This window comes from Janibacter sp. FSL W8-0316 (genome assembly GCF_038004165.1).
Classification (GTDB): Bacteria; Actinomycetota; Actinomycetes; order Actinomycetales; family Dermatophilaceae; genus Janibacter; species Janibacter indicus.
Window position 1 is genome coordinate 3,317,319 of the sequence record NZ_JBBOQX010000001.1, and the last position, 15,303, is coordinate 3,332,621.

14 protein-coding genes are annotated in these 15,303 nt (G+C 70.4%); 10 read left to right on the forward strand and 4 right to left on the reverse strand.

Annotated elements, in window-relative coordinates:
- Positions 1 to 4 precede the first annotated feature (4 nt).
- From NYE39_RS16250 to purU, 3 genes are read left to right on the forward strand one after another with little or no spacing between them, the layout of a single operon-like run.
- Positions 5 to 328 (forward strand): hypothetical protein, encoded by a 324-nt coding sequence (locus NYE39_RS16250; protein WP_341013297.1) that lies wholly within the window; start codon positions 5 to 7, stop codon positions 326 to 328.
- A gap of 18 nt (positions 329 to 346) precedes the next feature.
- The gene (gene rlmN / locus NYE39_RS16255; protein ID WP_341013298.1) at positions 347 to 1,558 is read left to right on the forward strand and encodes a 23S rRNA (adenine(2503)-C(2))-methyltransferase RlmN; all 1,212 of its coding nucleotides are present in this window, start codon (positions 347 to 349) and stop codon (positions 1,556 to 1,558) included.
- The gene (purU, locus tag NYE39_RS16260) at positions 1,555 to 2,430 is read left to right on the forward strand and encodes a formyltetrahydrofolate deformylase (protein ID WP_341013299.1); all 876 of its coding nucleotides are present in this window, start codon (positions 1,555 to 1,557) and stop codon (positions 2,428 to 2,430) included. Before rlmN ends, purU begins: the two co-directional genes overlap by 4 nt.
- 79 nt (positions 2,431 to 2,509) lie before the next feature.
- Here the strand turns inward: purU and NYE39_RS16265 are convergent, their stop codons facing one another.
- Positions 2,510 to 3,661: an SLOG cluster 4 domain-containing protein gene (locus NYE39_RS16265; protein ID WP_341013300.1), complete on the reverse strand. Its 1,152-nt coding sequence runs from the start codon at positions 3,659 to 3,661 to the stop codon at positions 2,510 to 2,512.
- Between the two features lie 291 nt (positions 3,662 to 3,952).
- Between NYE39_RS16265 and NYE39_RS16270 the strand changes: the two genes are divergently transcribed.
- On the forward strand, positions 3,953 to 5,119 hold the full coding sequence (locus NYE39_RS16270; protein WP_341013301.1) for a S8 family peptidase: 1,167 nt from the start codon (positions 3,953 to 3,955) through the stop codon (positions 5,117 to 5,119).
- A gap of 102 nt (positions 5,120 to 5,221) precedes the next feature.
- Here the strand turns inward: NYE39_RS16270 and NYE39_RS16275 are convergent, their stop codons facing one another.
- Together NYE39_RS16275 and NYE39_RS16280 are read right to left on the reverse strand one after the other, a co-directional pair.
- The gene (locus tag NYE39_RS16275) at positions 5,222 to 6,625 is read right to left on the reverse strand and encodes an aspartate aminotransferase family protein (protein WP_341013302.1); all 1,404 of its coding nucleotides are present in this window, start codon (positions 6,623 to 6,625) and stop codon (positions 5,222 to 5,224) included.
- Complete coding sequence (locus tag NYE39_RS16280) at positions 6,622 to 7,080, reverse strand: Lrp/AsnC family transcriptional regulator (RefSeq protein WP_185221842.1); 459 nt, start codon at positions 7,078 to 7,080, stop codon at positions 6,622 to 6,624. The genes NYE39_RS16275 and NYE39_RS16280 overlap by 4 nt, the downstream gene beginning before the upstream one ends.
- A gap of 169 nt (positions 7,081 to 7,249) precedes the next feature.
- Between NYE39_RS16280 and NYE39_RS16285 the strand changes: the two genes are divergently transcribed.
- From NYE39_RS16285 to NYE39_RS16310, 6 genes are read left to right on the forward strand one after another with little or no spacing between them, the layout of a single operon-like run.
- Positions 7,250 to 8,695, forward strand: a complete 1,446-nt coding sequence (locus NYE39_RS16285; RefSeq protein ID WP_341013303.1) for a gamma-aminobutyraldehyde dehydrogenase — start codon at positions 7,250 to 7,252, stop codon at positions 8,693 to 8,695.
- 57 nt (positions 8,696 to 8,752) lie between these two features.
- Entirely contained in the window at positions 8,753 to 10,009 is a 1,257-nt protein-coding gene (locus NYE39_RS16290; protein WP_341013304.1) for an ABC transporter substrate-binding protein, read from the forward strand.
- The gene (locus tag NYE39_RS16295) at positions 10,009 to 11,184 is read left to right on the forward strand and encodes an ABC transporter ATP-binding protein (protein ID WP_341013305.1); all 1,176 of its coding nucleotides are present in this window, start codon (positions 10,009 to 10,011) and stop codon (positions 11,182 to 11,184) included. Before NYE39_RS16290 ends, NYE39_RS16295 begins: the two co-directional genes overlap by 1 nt.
- Positions 11,181 to 12,092: an ABC transporter permease gene (locus NYE39_RS16300; protein WP_341013306.1), complete on the forward strand. Its 912-nt coding sequence runs from the start codon at positions 11,181 to 11,183 to the stop codon at positions 12,090 to 12,092. Before NYE39_RS16295 ends, NYE39_RS16300 begins: the two co-directional genes overlap by 4 nt.
- 1 nt (position 12,093) lies before the next feature.
- Positions 12,094 to 12,909, forward strand: coding sequence for an ABC transporter permease (locus tag NYE39_RS16305; protein WP_341013307.1), 816 nt, complete (start codon positions 12,094 to 12,096; stop codon positions 12,907 to 12,909).
- Positions 12,910 to 12,923: 14 nt separating this feature from the next.
- Positions 12,924 to 14,231 carry a saccharopine dehydrogenase family protein gene (locus tag NYE39_RS16310; RefSeq protein ID WP_341013308.1) on the forward strand — a complete coding sequence of 436 codons (1,308 nt, stop codon included), beginning with the start codon at positions 12,924 to 12,926 and terminating at the stop codon, positions 14,229 to 14,231.
- Between the two features lie 86 nt (positions 14,232 to 14,317).
- Here NYE39_RS16310 and NYE39_RS16315 read toward each other — a convergent pair whose 3' ends face one another.
- Positions 14,318 to 15,220 (reverse strand): phosphatase PAP2 family protein, encoded by a 903-nt coding sequence (locus NYE39_RS16315; RefSeq protein WP_341013309.1) that lies wholly within the window; start codon positions 15,218 to 15,220, stop codon positions 14,318 to 14,320.
- Positions 15,221 to 15,303 lie beyond the last annotated feature (83 nt).

Here is a 15,303-nt window from a genome sequence, read left to right on the forward strand (position 1 = left end):
GACGATGAGCCGTACGAGCACCTTCACCGCCCGACCCGGTGGCGTGACCACCCGCGAGGTCGGCACCATCACCGGCCGCATCGAGCTCGAGACGGGCGAGCAGGACGGGGTGGTCGTCGCCCGGGTGCGCTACGAGGGAGCCGACGAGTGGTACCACCTCGCCGACCAGCCGAGCGTCGGCAGCGCCGAGGCGGTGCACGAAGCCCTCGTCGGCGCGCTCTCCGGTCCGGATTCTGCCCCGGCGCCCGGCGAGGCTGCACACGGCGAGGGCCGGGGGCGCGACGCCGCCGACCCGGCAGCGGGCAGCTTTGGTGGGGCACGCTCCTGACCTGAGATGATGGTCGGGATGACCGACCTGCCCACGCCCTCGACCGCCCGCCCGGCGCCCGGCCAGCTGACGATGACCGCGCCCCGGCGCGGCAAGCCGCCGCGCCATCTCGCCGACCTCGACCTCGCCGGTCGGGTCGAGTGGGCCAAGGAGCTCGGTCTGCCGGGCTTTCGCGCCAAGCAGCTGTCGACGCACTACTTCGCCCACCACACCGACGACCCCGAGCAGATGACCGATCTGCCCAAGGCAGCCCGTGACGAGCTCGCCGCCGCGATGCTCCCGCGCCTGCTCGCACCGGTGCGCACGATCACCGCCGACCGTGGCGCGACCCTGAAGTCGGTCTGGCGCCTCCACGACGGCGCCCTCGTCGAGTCGGTCCTCATGCGCTACCCCCGGCGGGCGACCATCTGCATCTCCAGCCAGGCCGGCTGCGGGATGAACTGCCCCTTCTGCGCCACCGGCCAGGAGGGCCTGACGCGCAACATGTCGACGGCCGAGATCGTCGACCAGGTCGTCGCTGCCAACCGGCTGCTGGCCGAGGCCGGCGACCTGCCGCTGGGTGACGAGGCCGGCGCCGCGCTCGGGGCCGAGGCCGATGACGAAGGGGAGTCCCTCTCTTCGTCCTCCGGCCGCCGGGTCACCAACGTCGTCTTCATGGGCATGGGGGAGGCGCTGGCCAACTACAAGGCCGCGATCGGTGCCATCCGCCGGATGGTCGACCCCTCGCCCGAGGGGCTGGGCATGAGTGCCCGCGGCATCACGATGTCGTCGGTCGGGCTGGTCACCGGCATCGACCGGCTCACCGAGGAGGGCATCCCGGTGACGCTCGCGCTGTCGCTGCACGCGCCCGACGACGAGCTGCGCGACGAGCTCGTGCCGATCAACACCCGCTTCAAGGTCGACGAGGCGATCGACGCCGCCCACCGCTACTACCTGCGCACCGGGCGGCGGGTGAGCATCGAGTACGCGCTGATCCGCGACATCAACGACCAGGCGTGGCGTGCAGACCTCCTCGGCAAGAAGCTCACCGCCCGCGGCAAGGGCTGGGTGCACGTCAACCCGATCCCGCTCAACCCGACGCCGGGCTCGAAGTGGACCGCGTCGCGGCGGGGCGTCGAGCAGCAGTTCGTCGAGCGGCTGCGCGCCCACGGCATCCCGACGACGGTGCGCGACACCCGTGGCAGCGACATCGACGGGGCCTGCGGCCAGCTAGCGGCGGCCACGGCATGAGCACGGCGACCCCGGGCGGCCTCGGCCGCGAGATCGTCCTGACCCTGAGCGGCCCCGACCGGCGCGGCATCGTCCACGCGGTGACCGGCGCGATGGTCGGGCTCGACCTCAACATCCTCGACAGCCAGCAGTTCGGCGACCCGTCGACGGGGGAGTTCCACCTGCGGATGCACCTGCAGGCCGACGCCCCGATCGACGTCGACCGACTCGAGGCCGAGCGCCAGCGGATCGTGGCCGAGCTCGGCGTCGACGTCGAGGTCCACGACCCGCACGAGCCTCACCGGCTGCTCATCATGGTCAGCCGCCAGGGGCACGTGCTCAACGACCTGCTCTTCCGGGTGCGCACCGGCCAGCTCAACGTCGTCGTGCCGGCAGTCGTGTCCAACCACGAGGACTTCCGGGCCGAGGTCGAGTGGCACGGCATCCCCTTCCACCACGTGCCGGTGACGCGCGAGACCAAGCCGCAGGCCGAGGCACGGCTGCGCGAGATCATCGAGACCGAGCGGGTCGAGACCGTGGCGCTCGCGCGCTACATGCAGGTGCTCTCCGAGGACCTCTGCGCCGACTTCCCCGGTCGGATCATCAACATCCACCACTCGTTGCTGCCCTCCTTCAAGGGGGCGCGGCCCTACTCGCAGGCCCACGAGCGCGGGGTCAAGGTCATCGGGGCCACGGCCCACTACGTGACCTCCGACCTCGACGAGGGCCCGATCATCGAGCAGGACTTCCGCCGGGTCGACCACCGGATGTCCCCGGCGCAGCTCGCCGCGACGGGTGCCGAGCTCGAGGCGATGGCCTTCGCCCGCGCCCTGCGCTGGCACGTCGAGCGCCGGGTCGTCCTGCGCGGCCGGCGCACGATCGTCTTCGACTGATCTCCCTTCGCATCGCCGTTGGGTCATGCGACGGGGGCAGGTCTCGCCACTCCCGCTCGTCATCGACTCGGTGCGGAGGTCAGCCGAGCAGGAGTGCCGCCGCCTCCTCGGGCGTCTCGACGAGGTGCAGCACCTCGCCGAGGGGGCGGCCGGCCCCCAGCGCCCGCAGCGCGGGCCACACCGGCACGGTCTCGGTCCAGTGCTCGAGGCCGACGAGCACGAGCGGCGGCAGCGGCTCACCCTCGGGCGCGTAGTACAGCGGCGTGCACGCCTGGAAGATCTCCTGCACGGTGCCCGCCGCGCCCGGCAGCACGACGAGCCCGCCGGCGCTCTGCGCGAGCAGCACGTCCTCGCGCAGCGCATTGGAGAAGTACTTGGCGATGCCGTCGCAGAAGACATTGGGTGGCTCGTGCCCGTAGAACCACGTCGGGATGCCGTAGCTGCGGGCCGGGCCGTCGCCGGCCCCAAGATCATCGCGCACCTGCAGCGCCAGCTCGGCCCAGGCCTCGACCGACGGGCGGAAGCTCGGCACGGCGGACAGTCGACCGAGGGCCGTCTCGACGGCGTCGGCGGTCGGGGCGAGTGCGCCGAGGTTGGCCGCCTCCATGGCCCCCGGGCCACCACCGGTGAGCACGACGCGACCGGCGTCGGCCAGCGCGTGGCCGAGGCGGGCGGCGTCGGCGTAGTCGCTGCTCCCGCGCTCCAGCGCGTGCCCGCCCATCACCCCGACGACGTCGAGTCCGTGCAGCGCCTCGCCGAGCGCGTCCTGCACCGCGTCGTCGTGGACCGCCCGCAGCAGCGTCGCCCAGGCGTCGTGCTGGGTGCGCGCCTCACGGCTCCACGCGTAGGCGCGGGCGTCGACCGTGCTCGGGTAGCCGGCGGTCTCGAGTCCGCCGTAGAGGTCGAAGGGGGAGTACAGCCGCGCGCGGAAGGGCTCGACTGGGCAGGTCGGGTCGGGCGGGATGATCACCGCGCCGCGCGCGACGAGGTCGCGGGCGAGCTCGTCGGGCACCCGACCACCGAGCACGACGAGGCCGCGCACGTCGGCGCGGGAGAGGTGCGCGGCGTGGGGCTCGAGGTCCAGGCCCTGCAGGCGCCAGCCGGCGAGCGGGGTGCCCGAGGCGGTGAGGCGACGCAGACCCCCTTCGTCGTGGACCTCGCGGTAGGCGGGGTGGTCCGGCCGGCGGCCCAACCGGTCGCGCAGGGGGTGGCGGCGGGTCTCCCGAGTCATGCCGACAACCTTGCCAGCCGCCCTGACGTGGTGTCCGCGGCGTTGGCGAACCGTATGGATTCCCTCAAGGATTTGCGCTTCCGGGGCGCTGCCAGGGGTGTCCGCTGCCAGCCGGACATACCCGAAAGAACCGCACCAAATGGGCTGTGCCGCAGTGATTCTTACTGTCCGCTGACGGCTGCGGGCCGTGCTCGCCCATCCGTGGACACCCTCGTGGAGCGCTCGTAGTGTCCCGGTCACCGCGTCCCCGAGATCCGGGGTCGGCGACGAAAGGAACACATGAAGTACTCGATGAAGAGCACCGGAGTTGTGGTTTCCTCTGCGGCACTGATGCTGGCGGTGGCCCCCTTCGCGACGGCGCAGGGGAGCGACGACCTGGCTCCTCTCACCACCCACGGCGACGACGTCGTGACGATGCAGGGGGAGCAGACCTACGTCGTCACCCTCGACGAGGGGGAGGCGGCCGCCGATGTGGCCCGGGACCTCGGCGTGACGCCGACCCACGTCTACGAGCACGTGCTCGACGGCTTCTCCGCGAAGCTCACGCCCGAGCAGCTGCACTCGGTGCGCGCCGACGCCAGCGTCGCCGCGGTCTCGGAGAACATGACGATCAACGTCGAGAAGCCCTCCGGCCAGGCCGCGGGCGAGACCCCGTGGGGCCTCGACCGGATCGACGACCCGCAGCTGCCGCTCGACGGCACCTACGAGCCGGCCCAGACCGGCGCGGGCGTCACGGCCTACATCCTCGACACCGGCATCGACCCCGACCACCCGGACTTCGGTGGCCGCGCCTCGGTGGGCTTCGACGCGACCGGTGGTGACGGTCTGGACCGGCAGAGCCACGGCACGCACGTTGCCGGCACGATCGGCAGCAACTCCTACGGTGTGGCGCCGGGCGTCGACCTCGTCGGCGTCAAGGTGCTCGACGACAGCGGCAGCGGCAGCACGGCCGGCATCATCGAGGGCATGGACTGGATCGCGGCCAACGCCGACGGTCCCTCGGTCGCCAACATGTCGCTCGGTGGCGCCAAGGACCCGGCCCTGAACAACGCCGCGACCGGTCTGGTCGACAGCGGTGTCTTCACCGCCGTCGCCGCGGGCAACGAGTCGCAGGACGCCGCCAACGTCTCGCCGGCGAACGCCGACGGGGTCTACACGACCGCGGCGTCGACCGACCAGGACGGCAACGCGAGCTTCTCCAACTACGGCTCGGTCGTCGAGGGCTATGCCCCCGGCCAGGACATCGAGTCGACCGTGCCCGGTGGCGGCACCGACACCTACAGCGGTACGTCGATGGCCAGCCCGCACATCGCCGGCGGGGCCGCCCTCTACCTTGAGGCCAACGCGGGGGCGACGCCCGACGCGGTGAGCCAGGGGCTGCAGGACGCGTCGGTCGACGCGATCACCGACGCGCCGTCCGGCACGCCCACCGGCCTGCTCCAGGTGGCCGCCGGCTGATGCGAGGTGGGACAACCAGCGGGCCCGCCCCCTTCGTCACGAAGGGGCGGGCCCGCAGCTCGTCGGGAGGCTGCATTGCCGTACGGCAATGCAGCTTCGGGGTCAGAGGTGGTTGGGGGCCTCGGTGAGGACCGTGCGCAGCCGCTGCTCGATGTCGTCGAACTCGGCCTGGCCGATCGTCAGCGGGGGAGCGAGCTGGACGACCGGGTCGCCGCGGTCGTCGGCGCGGCAGTACAGGCCCGCGTCGAAGAGCGCCTTGGACAGGTAGCCGCGCAGCATCGACTCGGACTCTGCGGCATTGAAGGTCTCGCGGGTCGCCTTGTCCTTGACCAGCTCGATCCCGTAGAAGTAGCCCTCGCCGCGCACGTCGCCGACGATCGGCAGGTCGAGCAGCCGCTCGAGGGTGCGGCGGAAGGCCGGAGCATTTTCCTTCACGTGGGTGTTGAGGCCCTCGCGCTCGAAGATGTCGAGGTTGGCCAGGGCGACGGCCGCGCTCACCGGGTGACCACCGAAGGTGTAACCGTGGGCGAAGCTGTTGGTCCCGCTCTTGTACGGCTCGAAGAGACGGTCGCTCGCGATCATCGCGCCGATGGGGGAGTAGCCCGAGGTCATCCCCTTGGCGCAGGTGATGATGTCGGGCACGTAGCCGAAGTCCTCGCAGGCGAACATCGAGCCGATCCGGCCGAAGGCGCAGATGACCTCGTCGGAGACGAGCAGCACGTCGTACTCGTCGCAGATCTCGCGCACCCGCTCGAAGTAGCCGGGGGGCGGCGGGAAGCATCCACCGGCATTCTGCACCGGCTCGAGGAAGACGGCGGCGACGGTGTCGGGGCCCTCGAACTCGATCGCCTCGGCGATGCGGTCGGCGGCCCAGCGGCCGAAGGCCTTGGGGTCGTCGCGCAGGTCCTCAGAGGCGCGGTAGATGTTGGTGTTGGGCACCTTGTGGGCACCCGGCACGAGCGGCTCGAAGTCCTCCTTGAGCGGCGGCAGGCCGGTGATCGACAGGGCGCCGTGGGGGGTGCCGTGGTAGGCGATCGAGCGGGAGATGACCTTGTGCTTCTTCGGCTTGCCGGTGAGCTTGAAGTACTGCTTGGCCAGCTTCCACGCGGACTCGACGGCCTCGCCGCCGCCGGTGGTGAAGAAGACCCGGTTGAGGTCGCCGGGGGCACCCGCAGCGAGACGCTCGGCGAGCTCGATCGCCGCCGGGTGGGCGTAGGACCAGATGGGGAAGAAGGCCAGCTTTTCGGCCTGCTTGAGCGCGGTCTCGGCGAGCTCGGTGCGGCCGTGGCCGACCTGGACGACGAAGAGGCCGGCGAGACCGTCGATGTACTCGCGCCCGGTGTCGTCCCAGATCTTGTGCCCCTCGCCGCGGACGATCGTCGGGACGCGCCCACCCTCCTCGTAGACGGAGTGGCGGGTGAAGTGCATCCACAGGTGGTCGCGGGCGGCCTGCTGCAGGTCGGTGCCTCGAGCAGTACGGGAGGTGGTGCCGTGTTCGTTGGTCATCTGGTCCCCCAGTTGTAGTGCTGCTTGTTGAGCTTGAGATAGACGAAGGTCTCGGTGGAGCGCACGCCCGGAAGGGTGCGGATGCGCTCGGTGAGCAGGCTGAGCAGGTGCGCGTCGTCCTCGCAGACGACCTCGACGAGCAGGTCGAAGCTCCCGGCGGTGGTCACGACGTAGTCGACCTCGGGGATCTCGGCGAGAGCATCGCCGACCGGCCCCATGTCGCCGTCGACGGTCAGGCCGATCATGGCCTGGCGGCGAAAGCCCACCTGGAGCGGGTCGGTGACCGCGACGATCTGCATGAGACCACCGTCGATGAGCCGGCCGACCCGCTGGCGCACCGCGGCCTCGGAGAGGCCGACGGCCCGGCCGATCGTCGCGTAGGACTGGCGGCCGTCCTCCTGGAGGTGCTCGATGATCTGCTTGCTCATCTCGTCGAGCGGAGCAGGGGTGGTCATGGCGCCATCGTGGCGTGATCCCGGTCGCATGGCAAGCCGAGCGCGACGAAATCCGCACGAAACACTGGCGATCGCTGATGTTTTCACAAATCTGAGTGCCAAAGCCTGTCGATTTCGTCGACGGCGCACTATCGTCTGGGTCACATTCCCGATCGGAAGGACCCCAGTCGTGACCCAGCCCCGGACCCTGCGCAACTTCATCGGTGGCGAGTACGTCGACGCCACCGGCGATGCGAGCATCGATCTGGTCAACCCCGCGACCGGGCAGGTCGTCGCCCACGCTCCTGTATCCACGCAGGCCGATGTCGACGCGGCCTACGCCAGCGCCGAGGCCGGCTTCGCCGAGTGGTCCGAGGCGACGCCGGGCGAGCGGCAGAGCGCGCTACTCAAGTTCGCCGATGCTCTCGAGGCCCGCGCCGACGACCTCATCCGGCTCGAAGGGGAGAACACCGGCAAGCCGCACGCCCTCACCGCCACCGAGGAGGTGCCGGTCATGTGCGACCAGCTGCGTTTCTTCGCCGGTGCCGCGCGTGTGCTCGAGGGACGCGCCTCCGCCGAGTACATGAAGGGCCACACGAGCTGGATCCGCCGCGAGCCCATCGGCGTCGTCGGTCAGGTGACCCCGTGGAACTACCCGATGATGATGGCCACGTGGAAGATCGGTCCGGCCCTGGCTGCCGGCAACTCGATCGTCCTCAAGCCGAGCGACACCACCCCCGAGACGACCCTGCTCATGGCGGAGATCGCCAGCGAGTTTCTGCCCGCCGGCACCTTCAACGTCATCACCGGTGACCGCGACACCGGCCGCATGGTCGTCGAGCACGACACCCCCGGGCTCGTCGCCATCACCGGCTCGGTGCGCGCCGGTGTCGAGGTCGCCGCCTCCGCTGCGCGCAACCTCAAGCGGGCCCACCTCGAGCTCGGCGGCAAGGCGCCGGTCGTCGTCTTCGACGACGCCGACATCGAGGCCGCGGTCGAGGGCATCGCCACGGCCGGCTACTTCAACGCCGGCCAGGACTGCACCGCCGCGACCCGCGTGCTCGCCGCCCCCGGCATCCACGACGACTTCGTCGCCGCCCTCGCCGAGTACGCCCGCGACAACGCCAAGGTCGGCATGCCCGACGACGCCGACGCGCTCCTCGGCCCGGTCAACAACAGCAACCAGCTGGCCAAGGTCGCCGGCTTCATCGACCGGCTGCCCGACCACGCCAACCTCGCGCAGGGTGGCGAGCGGCTCACCGCGATGGGCGACGGCTTCTTCTACGCGCCGACGGTCGTCTCCGGCCTGCTGCAGGACGACGAGGCGATCCAGGACGAGATCTTCGGCCCGGTCATCACCGTCCAGCGATTCACCGACGAGGACCAGGCCGTCGCCTGGGCCAACGGCGTCGAGTACGGCCTGGCGTCGTCGGTGTGGACCAAGGACTTCGGGCGCGCGATGCGCATGAGCAAGCGCCTCGACTTCGGCTGTGTCTGGATCAACACCCACATCCCGCTCGTCGCCGAGATGCCGCACGGCGGCTTCAAGAAGTCCGGCTACGGCAAGGACCTGTCGATGTACGGCTTCGAGGACTACACCCGGGTCAAGCACGTCATGGCCAACATCGAGAGCTGACCGGCTCCTCGCCGGCGCCACACCCCTTCGTCCCTCCTCACGGAAGCGAGGTCCGAGATGGACCGCCTCCGGCGACCTGCCGACCCCCGAACCGCCGCGCTGATCCGGGCCGCGCAGGCCTCGGCCCGCTCGCGCGGCTCCTTCCAGCCGAGCCGACGCACGATGCTCGGGGCCGGCGCCCTCGGGCTGGGGGCCACCCTCCTCGCAGGGTGCGCCCCGCCCGAGCCGCCGGCCGGCGGCGTCGCCGAGCTCGACCTGCCCGAGGACCGGTCCGAGCGGGAGAAGACGGTGCGGTGGGCCAACTGGACCGCCTACCTCGACATGGACGACGCGGGCAAGACCTACCCGACGCTTACCGCCTTCGAGAAGCAGACCGGCATCAAGGTCTCCTACACCGAGGACGTCGACGACAACGACACCTACTTCAACAAGATCGCGCCGCAGCTGCGGGCCAAGCAGGACATCAACCGCGACATCTTCACCTTCACCGACTGGATGGCCAACCGGATCATCCGCGAGGGGCTGTGCCAGCCGCTCGAGCTGATCCAGATGCCCAATGCGAGCAACCTCCTGGCCCCGCTCAAGGACGTCTCCTTCGACCCCGGGCGGCAGTACTCCCTCACCTGGCAGTCCGGCTTCGCCGGCATCGGCTACCACAAGGGCAAGGTCGGCCGGGAGCTCAAGGCGATCGAGGACCTGTGGGCCGACGACCTCAAGGGCCGCATCTCGGTGCTCAGCGAGTTCCGCGACACCCTAGGCCTGATCATGCAGTCGCAGGGCGTCGACCCCTCCGGTGACTTCGACCAGGCCGCCTTCGAGGCGGCGATCGGTGAGGTCGACAAGCGCCTCACCGAGGGCTACATCCGCCGGATCAAGGGCAACAGCTATCTCAACGACCTCAAGAGCGGCAATGCCGTGGCCGGCATCGTCTGGTCCGGTGACCTCTTCGTCCTGCGGGCCGAGACCGAGGACGACGACTGGGAGTTCGTCATCCCCGAGTCCGGCGGGATGCTCTGGAGCGACAATCTCATGGTGCCGATCACGAGCCACCACCGGCGCAATGCCCAGCAGGTCATGGACTACTACTACGACCCCAACGTGGCCGCCGAGGTCGCCGCGTGGGTCAACTACATCTGCCCCGTCGAGGGCGCCCAGGCGGAGATGGAGAAGATCGACCCCGACCTCGCGGAGTCGCCCTTCATCTTCCCGAGCGAGGACTACATCGCCGACCACGACATCGTCGGCTTCAGGGCACTGTCCTCCCAGGAGGACGCGGACTACAGCGCGCTGTGGGCGAAGGCGGTGGGCAACTGATGGGCCTGTTCACACGATCCTCGACCGGTGGTGTCCGCGAGGCCAAGGGAGATCTCGTCCTGGAATCGGTGACCAAGACCTTCGGGGACTTCACCGCCGTCGACGACCTCGACCTGCGGGTGCCGCGTGGTTCCTTCTTCGCCCTGCTCGGCCCCTCGGGCTGCGGCAAGACGACGACCCTGCGAATGGTGGCCGGCCTCGAGCAGCCCTCTGCCGGAAGGGTGCTCATCGGCGACACCGACCTCACCGGCTCACGTCCCTACGAGCGCCCGGTCAACACCGTCTTCCAGAGCTATGCGCTCTTCCCGCACCTGAGCATCCGCGACAACGTCGCCTTCGGACCGAAGCGCCGCGGCGAGGGTGACGCGGTCCGCCTCGCCGACGAGGCGCTCGAGCTGGTCCAGATGGCCCACCTCGCCGGGCGTCGCCCCGCGCAGCTCTCCGGCGGCCAGCAGCAGCGCGTGGCCCTCGCCCGGGCGATCGTCAACCGCCCGGAGGTGCTGCTGCTCGACGAGCCGCTCGGCGCCCTCGACCTGAAGCTCCGGCGCCAGATGCAGGTCGAGCTCAAGCGGATCCAGACCGAGGTCGGCCTGACCTTCATCCACGTCACCCACGACCAGGAGGAGGCCATGACGATGGCCGACACGGTCGCGGTGATGAACAAGGGGCGCATCGAGCAGATGGGTGCCCCCGAGGAGCTCTACGACCTGCCGGGCACCGCCTTCGTCGCCGGCTTCGTCGGGCAGTCCAACCTCGTGCCCGCGACGGTCACCGGCAGCGACGGTGACCACCTCGTCGCCGACGCGGCGGGCACGACCGTGCGGGTGCCGCACTCGCGGGCCGCGGTGACCGAGGGACAGGTGCTCTTCGGCGTCCGTCCCGAAAAGGTGCGGCTGCACCCCCTTCGTCCGGAGTCGGCCGGGAGCGACGTGCGGGCGACGGTCACCGACGTCTCCTTCACCGGCGTCGCCACCCAGTACCTCGTCACGGTGCCCTCCGGCGGCCAATGGTCGGTCTACGAGCAAAATCTCGACGTCGAGCCGCAGTCGACCCGGCCGGGCGACGAGGTGTGGCTGTCGTGGAACCCCGCCCACGCCTTCGTCGTCGCCGCCGACGACGTGCCCGAGGGGGCGGAGGGCAAGGCCTTCATCGCCACCGCGGGGGAGGCATCGTGACCACCGCGACGGCGGGCGGACCCCCTTCGGCCGCAGTCGATCCCGACGTCGTCGAGGGCCGGCGCTCCCGCCGGATCGCCTACCTGCTGCTCCTGCCGGGCGTGCTGTGGCTCGTCGTCTTCTTCGTCGTGCCGGTCGTGCAGCTCTTCACCGTCAGCCTGCAGAGCGACTACCCGGGGGCGCCCGGCTACTACTACCGCGACGTCAACTTCTCCAACTACGTCGACGCGCTCGTGGAGTTCTGGCCGCACATGCTGCGCTCGCTGCTCTTCGGTGCCCTCGCGACCTTCTTCGCCTTCGTCCTGGCCTACCCGCTCGCCTACGCGATGGCCTTCAAGGCCGGCCGATGGCGCCCGGTGATGCTCATCTGCGTCATCGCCCCCTTCTTCACCTCCTTCATCCTGCGGACCATCGCGTGGCGGCAGATCCTCGCCGACGACGGCGTCGTCGCGAGCGTGCTCACCTCCCTGCACCTGCTGCCGGGCGGGCGGATCACCGAGACCTGGGTGGCGGTCGTCGCGGGCCTGACCTACAACTTCCTGCCCTTCATGGTGCTGCCGATCTACGCCTCGCTCGAGCGCGCCGACCCGCGGGTCATCGAGGCCGGCGGCGACCTCTACGCGAGCGGCCTGACGACCTTCGCCCGGGTGACGCTGCCGATGTCGATGCCGGGCGTGCTCGCCGGCACCCTGCTCACCTTCATCCCCGCCTCCGGCGACTACGTCAACGCCGAGCTGCTCGGCTCCGACCGCAGCACCAAGATGGTCGGCAATGTCATCGAGAGCCAGTTCTTCAAGGTGCCGGGCGGCTACGACACGGCCGCGGCGCTGAGCTTCACGCTCATGGCGATGATCCTCGTGCTCGTCTTCTTCTACGTGCGGCGCTTCGGCACCGAGGAGCTGGTCTGAGATGCGCACCGTGACCCGCTGGATCGGCGACCGCTTCGCGATGATCGCCGCGCTCCTCGTGCTCTTCTACCTCTTCCTGCCGGTGCTCTACACCTTCGTCTTCAGCTTCAACGACTACCGCAAGTCCAACATCACGTGGAACTCCAACGCCGGCCCGACACTCAAGCACTGGCAGAACCCGTGCGGCGCCCCCGGCATCTGCGACTCGCTCGCGACCTCGCTGCAGGTGGGGCTGCTCGCGACCCTCGTCGCGACGGTGCTCGGCACGATGATCGCCTTCGCGATGGTGCGGCACCGCTTCCGCGGCAAGTCCGCGAGCAATGTCCTCGTCTTCGTGCCGATGGCCACGCCCGAGATCGTCCTCGGCGCGAGCCTGCTGACCATCTTCGTGCAGGGCTTCTCGCAGGTCGGTCTGCGGCTGGGCTTCTGGACGATCGTCATCGCGCACATCATGTTCTGCCTGAGCTTCGTCGTCGTCACCGTGCGGGCGCGGCTGCAGAGCCTCGACCCGCGGATGGAGGAGGCCGCCCAGGATCTCTACGCCGGGCCGGGCGAGACCTTCTGGCGGGTGACACTGCCGCTCGTGCTGCCGGGCATCGTCGGCGCCGCGATGCTCGCCTTCAGCCTGAGCTTCGACGACTTCATCATCACCAACTTCGTCTCGGGTGACACGAGCACCTTCCCGAAGTTCGTCTACGTCAGCTACCTGCGCGGCATCCCCGCCCAGGCCAATGTCATCGGCTTCTCGCTCTTCGTCATCGCGGTCCTGCTCGTCGTGGTGGGCCAGCGCGTGGCGAGCAGCCGTACCTCGAAGTGAGTCGGGAGGCTCTCATGCGTGTGCTCATGATCGGTGCCGGCGGGGTCGGTGACGCGGCGGCCAAGATCGCCGCCGAGCGCGACTTCTTCGAGCTGTGGGTGGTGGCCGACTACTCGCTGGAGCGGGCCGAGGCGACGGTTGCCGCAGCGACGGCGCGAAGGGGGAGTGACGGCACCTTTGTCGCGGCGCAGGTCGACGCCTCCGACCCGGCGGCCGTGACGGCGCTGGCCCGCGAGCACGGTGCGACGCACGTCTTCAACGCCGTCGACCCGCGCTTCGTCATGCCGATCTTCGACGGGGCGCTCGCCGCCGGGGCCGACTACCTCGACATGGCGATGTCGCTGTCCACGCCGCACCCGGAGCGACCGCACGAGCTGCCCGGGGTCAAACTCGGTGACCTGCAGCTGGCCCGGTCGGGGGAGTGGGAGGCCGCGGGCCGGCTCGCGCTGCTCGGCATCGGGGTCGAGCCGGGCCTCTCCGATGTCTTCGCCCGCTACGCGGCCGACGAGCTCTTCGACGAGATCGACGAGCTCGGCACCCGCGACGGGGCCAACCTCGTCGTCCACGACGACGACGGCAACGAGGTCTTCGCCCCCGGCTTTTCGATGTGGACGATCATCGAGGAGTGCCTCAACCCACCGGTGGTGTGGGAGCGCGCGCGGGCCGGCGGTGACGTCGAGGCGGGCTTCGCGACGCTGCCTCCCTTCGCCGACCCGGAGGTCTTCGACTTCCCCGAGGGGATCGGGCCCGTCGAGTGCGTCCACGTCGAGCACGAGGAGGTCCTGCTCATGCCGCGCTGGGTCGACGCCGGGCGGGTGACCTTCAAGTACGGCCTGGGCGAGCAGATGATCTCCATGCTCAAGATGCTCCACGAGCTCGGCCTCGACTCGACCGACCCGGTCGACGTCAAGGGGGTGCAGGTCAGCCCCCGCGACGTCGTCGCGGCCGTGCTGCCCGACCCGGCGACGATCGGCCCGCGGATGACCGGCAAGACCTGCGCCGGGCTGCTCGTCACGGGCACCAAGGACGGCGCGCCGCGGGCGGTCTACCTCTACCATGTGGCCGACAACGAGGTCTCGATGCGCGACTACGCCGCCCAGGCGGTCGTGTGGCAGACGGCGATCAACCCCGTCGTCGCGCTCGAGCTTCTCGCGACGGGCGTCTGGTCGGGTGCGGGGGCCAAGGGGCCGGAGGCCTTCGATGCGAGGCCCTTCCTCGAGCTGCTCGCTGCTCCCGCCCCGCAGGGCTACGGCTCGCCGTGGGGGATCGAGGAGCGGGACCCGGCCGCCCCCAACCGCAGCCCCCAGACCGCACGACCTTGAGGAGATGCGGGCTGGGGTGCGCATTGCCCTACGGCAATGCTGTTGGAGGCTGCATTGCCGTAGGGCAATGCAGCCTGGGGGGAGAGTCAGTGCAGCTGAAGCTCGCGCTCGGGTCGCCGGTGCGTGGGCGTGCCGGGAGTGCGCACCGACCACTGCGCGGTGAGCGGGCGCAGGTGCTGCACCGACGGCCGCGGCAGGTCGAAGGGGGAGGTGCGCAGCCAGACCGCGGCGGGCACCGGCACCGGCTGGGGTCGCGGGGTCGTCGCCGACGCGACCTCGGGCTCGCTGTCGCGGCCACGGCGGCCCGGCAGGTCGTAGCTCCAGCCGAAGGGGAGGCCCCGCCGGGTGAGCGCACGGTCACCGTTGACGATCAGGCGCAGCACGAGCCCACCGGCGAGCAGCCCGGCGATGAGGTCGGTGGGCCAGTGGAAGCCGAGGTAGAAGGCGACGACGATCGCCTGCAGCGCGATGAGCGTGACGAGCCAGGTCAGGCGGCGGCGCAGGCGGGCGTCGGGACCGGCGTAGGCGAGGATCAGGTAGGCCGCGGCGCCGTAGATGAGGACCGCCTCGGCGGCGTGGCCGGAGGGGTAGGCGATGCCGTACAAGCCGTGGGCGATCGGACCGCCGTCCCAGAAGCCACCACCGGTGCCGTGGATGGGTGCCGAGCGACCGAGCAGGACCTTCATCCCGCCGATGCCGACGTAGAAGCCGACCTCGGCCGCGGCGACGATCGCCAGCGGGTGCCAGGTGCGGTGGCGCCAGGCGAGCACGAGGGCGACCGCGAGCAGGACCGGCAGGCAGACCGCCTGACCGGCGACGGCATTGGGCACCGAGTCGAGGAACTGCCACCAGTTGGGCGTGTAGCGCTTGGCCCAGTAGCCCTGGAAGCGCTCGTCATAGGGCTGGAGTGGGCCCGCTGCCAGCAGCGTGAACACGACGAGCGCACCGGCGAGGACCGGTGCGCTGGTCAGTCGAGGGAGTCGGGCCACCCTCTAGGGATAGTGGACGAGTCTGAACGGAACCTGAAGAACACGCCATCTGTGAGCAATTGCACAGGTCCGCCCGGAACCCG

Excerpts from the sequence above, each read along its gene's own strand:
- NYE39_RS16250 (WP_341013297.1), top strand. The coding sequence starts at position 5 with ATGAGCCGTACGAGCACCTTCACCGCCCGACCCGGTGGCGTGACCACC.
- NYE39_RS16295 (WP_341013305.1), top strand. The coding sequence starts at position 10,009 with ATGGGCCTGTTCACACGATCCTCGACCGGTGGTGTCCGCGAGGCCAAG.
- NYE39_RS16310 (WP_341013308.1), top strand. The coding sequence starts at position 12,924 with ATGCGTGTGCTCATGATCGGTGCCGGCGGGGTCGGTGACGCGGCGGCC.
- NYE39_RS16280 (WP_185221842.1), bottom strand. The coding sequence starts at position 7,080 with ATGACCACCCCTGCTCCGCTCGACGAGATGAGCAAGCAGATCATCGAG.
- NYE39_RS16305 (WP_341013307.1), top strand. The coding sequence starts at position 12,094 with ATGCGCACCGTGACCCGCTGGATCGGCGACCGCTTCGCGATGATCGCC.
- NYE39_RS16290 (WP_341013304.1), top strand. The coding sequence starts at position 8,753 with ATGGACCGCCTCCGGCGACCTGCCGACCCCCGAACCGCCGCGCTGATC.
- NYE39_RS16275 (WP_341013302.1), bottom strand. The coding sequence starts at position 6,625 with ATGACCAACGAACACGGCACCACCTCCCGTACTGCTCGAGGCACCGAC.
- purU (WP_341013299.1), top strand. The coding sequence starts at position 1,555 with ATGAGCACGGCGACCCCGGGCGGCCTCGGCCGCGAGATCGTCCTGACC.
- NYE39_RS16270 (WP_341013301.1), top strand. The coding sequence starts at position 3,953 with ATGAAGAGCACCGGAGTTGTGGTTTCCTCTGCGGCACTGATGCTGGCG.
- NYE39_RS16265 (WP_341013300.1), bottom strand. The coding sequence starts at position 3,661 with ATGACTCGGGAGACCCGCCGCCACCCCCTGCGCGACCGGTTGGGCCGC.
- rlmN (WP_341013298.1), top strand. The coding sequence starts at position 347 with ATGACCGACCTGCCCACGCCCTCGACCGCCCGCCCGGCGCCCGGCCAG.